We start from the raw sequence: 7,661 nt of genomic DNA, 5'->3' as shown, positions 1-7,661 counted from the left end.
GGCGAAGTGACGGAAGACCGGCCGGGACAGGTCGTCATGCGTACGGAAATAGGCGCAGAAACGCTGCTTCCGCCGCCAGGAGGCGAATTGTTGCCTCGTATTTGTTAAGCTGCAGGGAGGTGCAGGTCATGATAAAAATAGCCGTATACGGAAAAGGAGGCGTCGGCAAGTCGACGACGGTCTCCAATATGGCTGCCGCTCTGGCCGATACGGGACTTCGGGTCATGCAGATCGGCTGTGATCCCAAGGCTGATTCGACGGCGGCTCTTCGCGGTCGTGCCGACTTGCCGGCAGTTCTCGACGTCATGCGCCGGAAAGGGCAGTCCCTGTCTCTGGAAGATATTGTCCGTCCCGGCTATGGCGGCGTCGTCTGCGTAGAAGCCGGCGGCCCTCTTCCCGGTCGGGGCTGTGCCGGCCGGGGTATTGTCGCAGCACTGGAGACGCTGGAGGCGGCTGGTGCATACGGCCTGTACCAGCCGGATATCGTGTTTTACGATGTTCTCGGCGACGTCGTATGCGGCGGCTTTGCCATGCCCATGCACAAAGGCTATGCCGATGCCGTCTTTGTCCTGACGTCGGGAGAAAACATGGCCATTCACGCAGCAGCCAATATTGCCATGGCTGTCGAATCATTCCGGGACCGGGGCTATGCCCGGCTGGGCGGATTTATTTTAAACCGCCGTCATGTGCCGCGGGAAGAAGAAAAAGTACAGGAACTGGCCGGCGATTTTCATACAGCTGTCATCGGTGCTCTCGATCGGAGCGATACGGTCATGAAGGCAGAAGAACTGGGAAAAACGGTTATCGAAGCCTTTCCGGACAGTCCCATGGCCGGGCAGTACCGGCAGCTGGCCCGTGCCGTATATGCTGCGGCTCAGAGGAGATGATACGATGCTGAAACGAATACAACCGCAAGGCGATGCTTCCGGAGTCTGGACGACTATTGGCGACGCCGCTTCTGCTGATTTCTTTTACGATGGCCTGCAGTATTCGCCGCCGGCCCGGGGGCCGTGGAATATTGTTCATACCAATATGCTCGTTCCCGGGTCGCATCAGATTTATATCTGCGCTCTGGGCTGCCTGCGCGGCGTCGTGCTGACGGCAGCGGAAATGGGAGCTATGGACCGGTTTTCTTCCATTGTCGTAGAGGAACAGCGCCTGTATGACGGGACAATGGAAGATTTCATCGTCGCCAGTACGGCTGATATTCTGTCCCGTCTGCCCAAATTGCCGACGGCATGTTTTCTGTATCCATCGTGTATGCATCATTTCCTGGGCTGCGATATGGACGATGTTTGCCATCGTCTCCAAGAAAGGTACGGCCAGACGAAATTCGTCCTGTGCTGGATGGACCCCATTCGCCGCCATTCGAAACTGACGGCAGAAATGCGGACACGGCGGCAGATATACAGCCTGCTGGAACCGACAGCAGCGGACCCCATGTCGGTCAACCTCATTGGCAGCAATCTGCCTGTACAGGCAGATTGTGAACTGCGGCAGCTGCTGCAGAAACACGGCCGGATTCTGCGGGAACTGCCGTCCTGTAAGACATGGGCCGACTATCAGGCCATGGCTTCCAGTGTGGTTAATATCGGTCAGGAACCGCTGGCTCATATTGGCCTTGATACGCTGCAGGACCAGTTGGGTCAGAAAGGGCTGTATGTGTCCAACAGCTTTTCGGCAGATGAAATTGACGAGCATTTACGGCAGGTTGCAGATATGTTGGATATTCCGTATCTGGACTGCAGCGCAGCAGCCGCAGCCTGTGAAGAGGAGTTTTCCCTGACAAAATCCCTTGTAGGTTCGCAGGAAATTGCCATTGATGCTGCCGCTGTATTTCGTCCCTTTAATTTGGCCAAAGTTCTGCTGGAACATGGATTTGCCGTTTCGCGCATCTACGCCGATGCCGTCGGCAGTGATGATAGTGCCGATTTTCAGTGGCTGAAAGCGCATTATCCGGATCTGCGGCTCTATTCGATTCGCCATGCAGCCATGCGGCGTGCTGATCGCCATACGGACCGCCCGGTTCTGGCTATTGGCCAGAAGGCGGCGTACTTTACAGGAACCACTCATTTTGTCAATATGGCAGAAAACGGCGGCCTTCGGGATTTTGCCGGTGTACGGACACTGCTGCGCTGGATGCGGGAAGCAGCAGTGCAGGAAAAAGAAGTAAAGCCCGCTATTAGCCGTAAAGGATGGGGGTGCACATCATGTCTGTAAAAGAAGCCATAAGCCGGATATCGGCGTATTCGGCTGATACCTTCGGCGTCTGTTCAGCCTTGTTTGAGCTGGGCGGCATGATCGTTATTCACGATCCGTCAGGCTGCAATTCTACCTATACGACTCATGACGAACCGCGCTGGTACGATACGGACAGTTTGCTCTTCATTTCAGGACTGACGGAAATGGACGCCGTCATGGGAAATGATGACAAACTGATACATGATGTTGTCGACGGAGCGAAAGAATTTAATCCTAAATTTATCGTCCTTCTCGGCACACCTGTTCCTTTTATGATGGGCACCGATTTGGACGCTATTGCTGCTGCCATTGAAGGGCAGACCGGGATTCTGACGATGGCTGCGCCGACGAACAGCATGCATACGTATGAACAGGGCATCGAATGGGCGCTGAATATGCTGGCCCAGCGCGTTGTCCGGGACAGGCAGCCAGCGGCACCCTGCGGCAGTGCGTCTTCTCTGGTATGTTCGTGGCAGCCGGAATTTGCCTCCTGCGGTGGCGTCGGCAAGTCGGCGCCATCTGATGCGATTGGCGTCAATGTACTGGGTCTGACGCCGCTGGACTTCGCCATGAACGGCAGCGATCAGTCCATTCGGGAGTTCCTGGAAGGCTGCGGCTTTTCCGTCATCAGTACCTGGGCCATGGGCAGCCGGCTGGGAAATATTCGCCGTGCCGGCGAGGCCGACGTCAATCTCGTCGTATCCGGCAGTGCCCTCGCGGCGGCGCAGACCCTGCAGCAGCGGTTTGGCACGCCCTATGTCGTCGGCGTACCGATGGGCCGGTCCCTGCAGGGCGGCACAGCCATGGATATCCGCATGGCTGCGGCGGCGAAGAGCAGCCGCTATACCTGTGCCAAGCGCATGGGCCCTGATAAAGACGATGTCATTATTATCGGTGAAAGCGTATATGCTGCTTCGCTGGCTGCAGCTCTCAGTCATGAATACGGGCACGGTGTCCGCGTCTATTGTCCACTCCAGGCCTGGCCAGGAGTGCTGCAGGACAAAGACCGTACTGTCGTATCAGAAGCGGAACTGCAGCAGTGTCTGGCGGACTTTAGGGGGACGGTTATTGCCGATCCCCTGTATCGTCCCGTTTGTCCTGACAGTGCAGCCTTTATTCCCCTGGGACACGAAGCCTTTTCCGGACGATTGTACGAAAAGGATATTCCCAACCTCATTGATGATTTTGATTCCTTTGCACGACAGATTACGCGGGAGGCATAGCGATGGGCATGAATGATACGCCGTCAGGCGAACGTATACATATTGGTTTTTTCGGCCGGCGCAATGCCGGAAAATCGAGCGTTGTCAATGCCGTTACGGGACAAAACCTGGCTATCGTATCCGACACGAAAGGGACGACGACCGATCCGGTGTATAAAGCGATGGAACTGCTGCCACTGGGGCCGGTCATGATTATTGATACGCCCGGGTTCGACGATGTTGGTGAACTGGGAGAGCAGCGCGTGCGGCGGACCAAACAGGTCCTCAATAAGACCGATATTGCCGTCGTTGTCATTGATGCCCAGGAAGGGCGGCAGCCCTGTGATGATGAGCTGCTGGCCCTGATTCGGGCCAAGCAGATTCCCTGTCTTGTCGTGTACAACAAGGCCGATGCTGCGCCGCATATAGTTCCGCCGCAGGGGGCGCTCCTGGTCAGTGCCCGCTGTGGTCAGGGCATTGATGCCCTGAAGGAACACCTGGCCCGCATGAAGCCGCAGGACCCGTATGATCCTATTATCGGAGATTTGCTCCATCCCGGCGATATGGCTGTCCTCGTCGTGCCTATTGATACGGCGGCGCCGAAGGGACGGATTATTCTGCCGCAGCAGCAGACGATCCGGGATATTCTGGAAGCCGATGCAGCAGCTGTCGTCGTCAAGGAATATGAGCTTCGTCACACACTGGAACAGATAGGAAAGCCGGCTATCGTCGTGACGGACAGCCAGGTCTTTGCCAAAGTATCTGCTGATACGCCGCCTGATGTGCCGCTTACGTCCTTTTCCATCCTCATGGCCCGTCATAAAGGCTGGCTGGCCGAAGCCGTCCGCGGCGTAACGGCTGTGGAACGGCTGCAGGACGGCGATACGGTCCTCATTGCCGAAGGCTGTACGCACCATCGCCAGTGTGACGATATTGGCTCGGTCAAGATTCCCCGCTGGCTCCGTAATTATACGGGCCGGGATATTCGCATCGAAACGACGAGCGGCCGGGATTTTCCTGATGACCTGTCACAGTATGCCATGATCATTCACTGCGGCGGCTGTATGCTTCCGGCCCGGGAAGTGCAGTACCGCATGAAATGTGCTGCCGATCAGGGAATTGCTATTACGAATTACGGCATTACTATTGCCTATATGCAGGGGATTTTGAAGCGGAGCGTATCTATGTTTCCGTATCTGGCAACCCTGCTGTAAGGGAGAAACGAATGCGAACAGAAAGAGACAGTCTGGGAGAGAAGCAGCTGCCTGACATGGCTGCCTATGGCATCAATACAGCCAGGGCGATGGAAAATTTTTCTCTTCATCATAAGAAAACCAACAGAAATCTCATTTATGCCATGGTTACAGTGAAAAAAGCGGCAGCTCTGACCTATGCGGCGCTGCACGTGCGGGAACCGGGTATTTACGAAGCCGTTGCCGCTGCCTGTGACGATATACTGGCCGGCCAGTACGATGATGACTTTGTCACCGAAGCTTTGCAGGGCGGTGCCGGGACTTCGACGAACATGAACGTCAACGAAGTCGTGGCCAATGCAGCCCTGAAGCGGCTGGGAAGGGAATATGGCCAGTACGATGTCATTCACCCCCTGGACGACGTGAACCGCGGTCAGTCGACGAATGACGTCTATCCTACGGCCCTGCGCATTGCCGCTATTCTGCAGCTCCGCAGGCTGAGTGATGCCTGCGCTGCTCTGCAGACAGTTCTGCAGGAAAAAGAAAATCACTATGAGAGAACTCCTAAATTAGGGCGGACGGAACTGATGGATGCCGTGCCCATTACGGCAGGCGAAGAATTTGGCGCTTACGCTCAGGCCATTGCCCGTGACCGGTGGCGCCTGTACAAGACAGAAGAACGGCTGCGGCAGGTCAATCTTGGCGGTACAGCCGTAGGAACAGCGGAAAATGCATCGCGGCAGTATCGATTTCGCGTCATGGAAGAGTTGCGTCGCCTGACCGGCATCGGTCTGGCTGCGGCGGAATATCCCATGGATACGACGCAGAACAACGATGTCTTCGTCGAAGTATCGGGACTGCTCAAAGCCCTGGCTGTCAATCTCATGAAAATTGCCAATGATTTTCGCCTCCTCAATTCCGGCCCCTGCGGCGGACTGGGCGAGCTTTCTCTGCCGCCGCTGCAGCAGGGCAGCTCCATTATGCCGGGAAAAATCAATCCGGTTCTGCCGGAAATGGTCATGCAGTGTGCCATGCGCGTCATGGCCAATGACAGTGCCATTTCCATGGCAGCTTCCCACGGTGAGCTGGAACTCAATGCCTTTGAGCCCCTTATTGCCGACTCACTCCTGGAGAGCATCGAACTGCTGGAACGGGCCGTCATCCTGTTCCGGACGAAATGCGCCGAAGGGCTGACTGTACGGGAAGAACAGTGCCGCCGCCATCTGGAACAGTCCGCCGCCTTTGGTGCCCAGTATATTCCCCGGCTGGGATACGACGTAGTCAGCGCCGTTATCAGGAAGTACGGCCCGGATAAGGCCAAACAGGCATTGGATGATATGATGCAGCATATATAGAAAACCGGCCTGGGTTCACTTTGGAACCTGGGCCGGTTTTGGTATAGTCGAGACCTTGCTCGAATAGATATAGTTATGATATAAACTGAATTAATGCGATGCCGGCAACGGTCATGAACAGTCCCGCAGCGCCCAGAGGACGGATGCGGAGCCGAAACAGCCGGACATCGGCGACTGTTGTCAGCAGGAGCCCAATGGCTCCGAATAAGGCATAGGCAATACTTAACTCAAGAAAGCCGATGGCATAGGCCAGGCTCAGAAAGGCCAGGGCGATGCAGAGCAGAGCGGCTGCACCATATCCTTTATGCTGAAAGCCTTGTGATTTTTTGAGCAGAATATTGGCGAGTACGTCTAATACGGCAGATGTAGTGACAGCCATCAGGCCAAATATACTAACGGACATAGGTCGATTCCTCCTTTGGCGGTGCAACGGATGTGCCGGACTTGATCATCAGCAATCCGGAAATAATAGCGGCAAAAGCCAGGAGCTTCAGTGGATTCAGGGATTCGTGAAACAGCAGATACGTTACAATCGTAATGCCGATGAGCCCTGTTCCCTCCCAGATGGCATAGGCTGTGCTCACGGGAATCGCTTCAATAGCCTTGCTCAGGAGCCAGTAAGACAGGGAAATGCACACGAGCATTACGCCATATCCGGTCATGCCGTCGTCAAGAGAAAAGAATTTTAATGCCGTTGTTCCCAACAGTTCTAACAAGACCGCCAGAAACAGCAGGAACCAACAGCGAGCTGTTCTGCAAGTCATGGTATAACCTCCTCATCAGTTGTAAAAACAGGAATAATCTGGTATAGTTTAAGTATAAACTATGGTGCTACACAATAGTCAAGGAGAAAGATATGTCAAAAATTCATCTGAAGACCGGCGAATTTGCTGCCCTGTGTGGCGTAACCAAGGATACGTTGTTCCATTATGACCGTATTGGACTCCTTCGGCCTGTTCGGATCGGCGCCAACGGGTACCGATACTATTCTGTATACCAGGCGGATATATTGGATTTAATCAGCGTGTTGAAAGAAGTGGGCCTGAGTCTTCAGGAAATCAAGGAGTATATGAAACATCGCAATACTGATGATTTTCTGCACATGCTGGTCCAGCAGGATCAGGTGCTGGCTGCGGAAATTAAACGGCTTCAGCGCCTCCGCAAGCTTCTGAAAAACACCATTGCTGTGACCCATCAGTCTTTTCAGGCGGATATTGGTACCATTTCTGTTGAAGAGCAGGAAGAAACATGGTTTGTCGTCACGCCGGGCCCGAAAAAACAGGATGAAAAGTCGATGATCGAAGCGCTGGGACAGCATGTTGCCTTCTGTAAAGCTCATGGGCTGTATACGTCTTTTACCGTAGGCGAAATCATCAGTGAAGCCGAAATCGCTGCCATGACCTATCATACGACCTGGTACTGTTCCCCTGTTGATCGGCCCATACAGCGGAAATACCTCCATGTAAGACCGGCAGGGCAGTATGCAGTCCAATATGTACAGGTTCCGTATGAGCAGCTGACGCAGGCTTATGCCGACTTTGTCTGCCAGCTGAATCAACAGGGGTATGCACTGCGCGGCAGTATTTACGAGGAAGACGTGATTAATCATCTCTCTGAAAGCGATGATGAGCAGTACATTATGAAACTGGCCGGACGCGTAGAAAAAAGTA

8 protein-coding genes and 1 pseudogene are annotated in these 7,661 nt (G+C 54.5%); 7 read left to right on the top strand and 2 right to left on the bottom strand.

What is annotated here, in order from left to right:
* The 6 genes and pseudogenes from Q3886_RS10030 to Q3886_RS06860 form a co-directional block, all read left to right on the top strand.
* A pseudogene (locus Q3886_RS10030) lies at window positions 1-108 on the top strand (hydrogenase expression/formation protein HypE); the annotation flags it as partial.
* A gap of 20 nt (window positions 109-128) precedes the next feature.
* Window positions 129-887 (top strand): nitrogenase iron protein NifH, encoded by a 759-nt coding sequence (locus Q3886_RS06880; RefSeq protein WP_301860532.1) that lies wholly within the window; start codon window positions 129-131, stop codon window positions 885-887.
* 4 nt (window positions 888-891) lie between these two features.
* Complete coding sequence (locus Q3886_RS06875; protein ID WP_301860531.1) at window positions 892-2,220, top strand: nitrogenase component 1; 1,329 nt, start codon at window positions 892-894, stop codon at window positions 2,218-2,220.
* Window positions 2,211-3,464: a nitrogenase component 1 gene (locus Q3886_RS06870; protein ID WP_301860529.1), complete on the top strand. Its 1,254-nt coding sequence runs from the start codon at window positions 2,211-2,213 to the stop codon at window positions 3,462-3,464. The genes Q3886_RS06875 and Q3886_RS06870 overlap by 10 nt, the downstream gene beginning before the upstream one ends.
* 2 nt (window positions 3,465-3,466) lie before the next feature.
* On the top strand, window positions 3,467-4,657 hold the full coding sequence (hydF, locus tag Q3886_RS06865) for a [FeFe] hydrogenase H-cluster maturation GTPase HydF (protein ID WP_301860528.1): 1,191 nt from the start codon (window positions 3,467-3,469) through the stop codon (window positions 4,655-4,657).
* 11 nt (window positions 4,658-4,668) lie between these two features.
* Complete coding sequence (locus Q3886_RS06860; protein WP_301860527.1) at window positions 4,669-5,991, top strand: aspartate ammonia-lyase; 1,323 nt, start codon at window positions 4,669-4,671, stop codon at window positions 5,989-5,991.
* A gap of 73 nt (window positions 5,992-6,064) precedes the next feature.
* Here the strand turns inward: Q3886_RS06860 and Q3886_RS06855 are convergent, their stop codons facing one another.
* Both Q3886_RS06855 and Q3886_RS06850 read right to left on the bottom strand, forming a co-directional pair.
* Entirely contained in the window at window positions 6,065-6,394 is a 330-nt protein-coding gene (locus Q3886_RS06855; protein ID WP_301860526.1) for an SMR family transporter, read from the bottom strand.
* Window positions 6,384-6,755, bottom strand: a complete 372-nt coding sequence (locus Q3886_RS06850) for an SMR family transporter (RefSeq protein WP_301860525.1) — start codon at window positions 6,753-6,755, stop codon at window positions 6,384-6,386. The genes Q3886_RS06855 and Q3886_RS06850 overlap by 11 nt, the downstream gene beginning before the upstream one ends.
* Before the next feature lie 92 nt (window positions 6,756-6,847).
* Here Q3886_RS06850 and Q3886_RS06845 point away from each other — a divergent pair.
* On the top strand, window positions 6,848-7,661 hold an 814-nt coding region (locus tag Q3886_RS06845), incomplete at its 3' end, for a MerR family transcriptional regulator (protein WP_301860523.1).

The organism is uncultured Megasphaera sp., assembly GCF_958350005.1.
In the GTDB taxonomy this organism is placed as follows: domain Bacteria; phylum Bacillota; class Negativicutes; order Veillonellales; family Megasphaeraceae; genus Megasphaera.
This window is presented reverse-complemented; position numbering and strand designations above follow the sequence as displayed.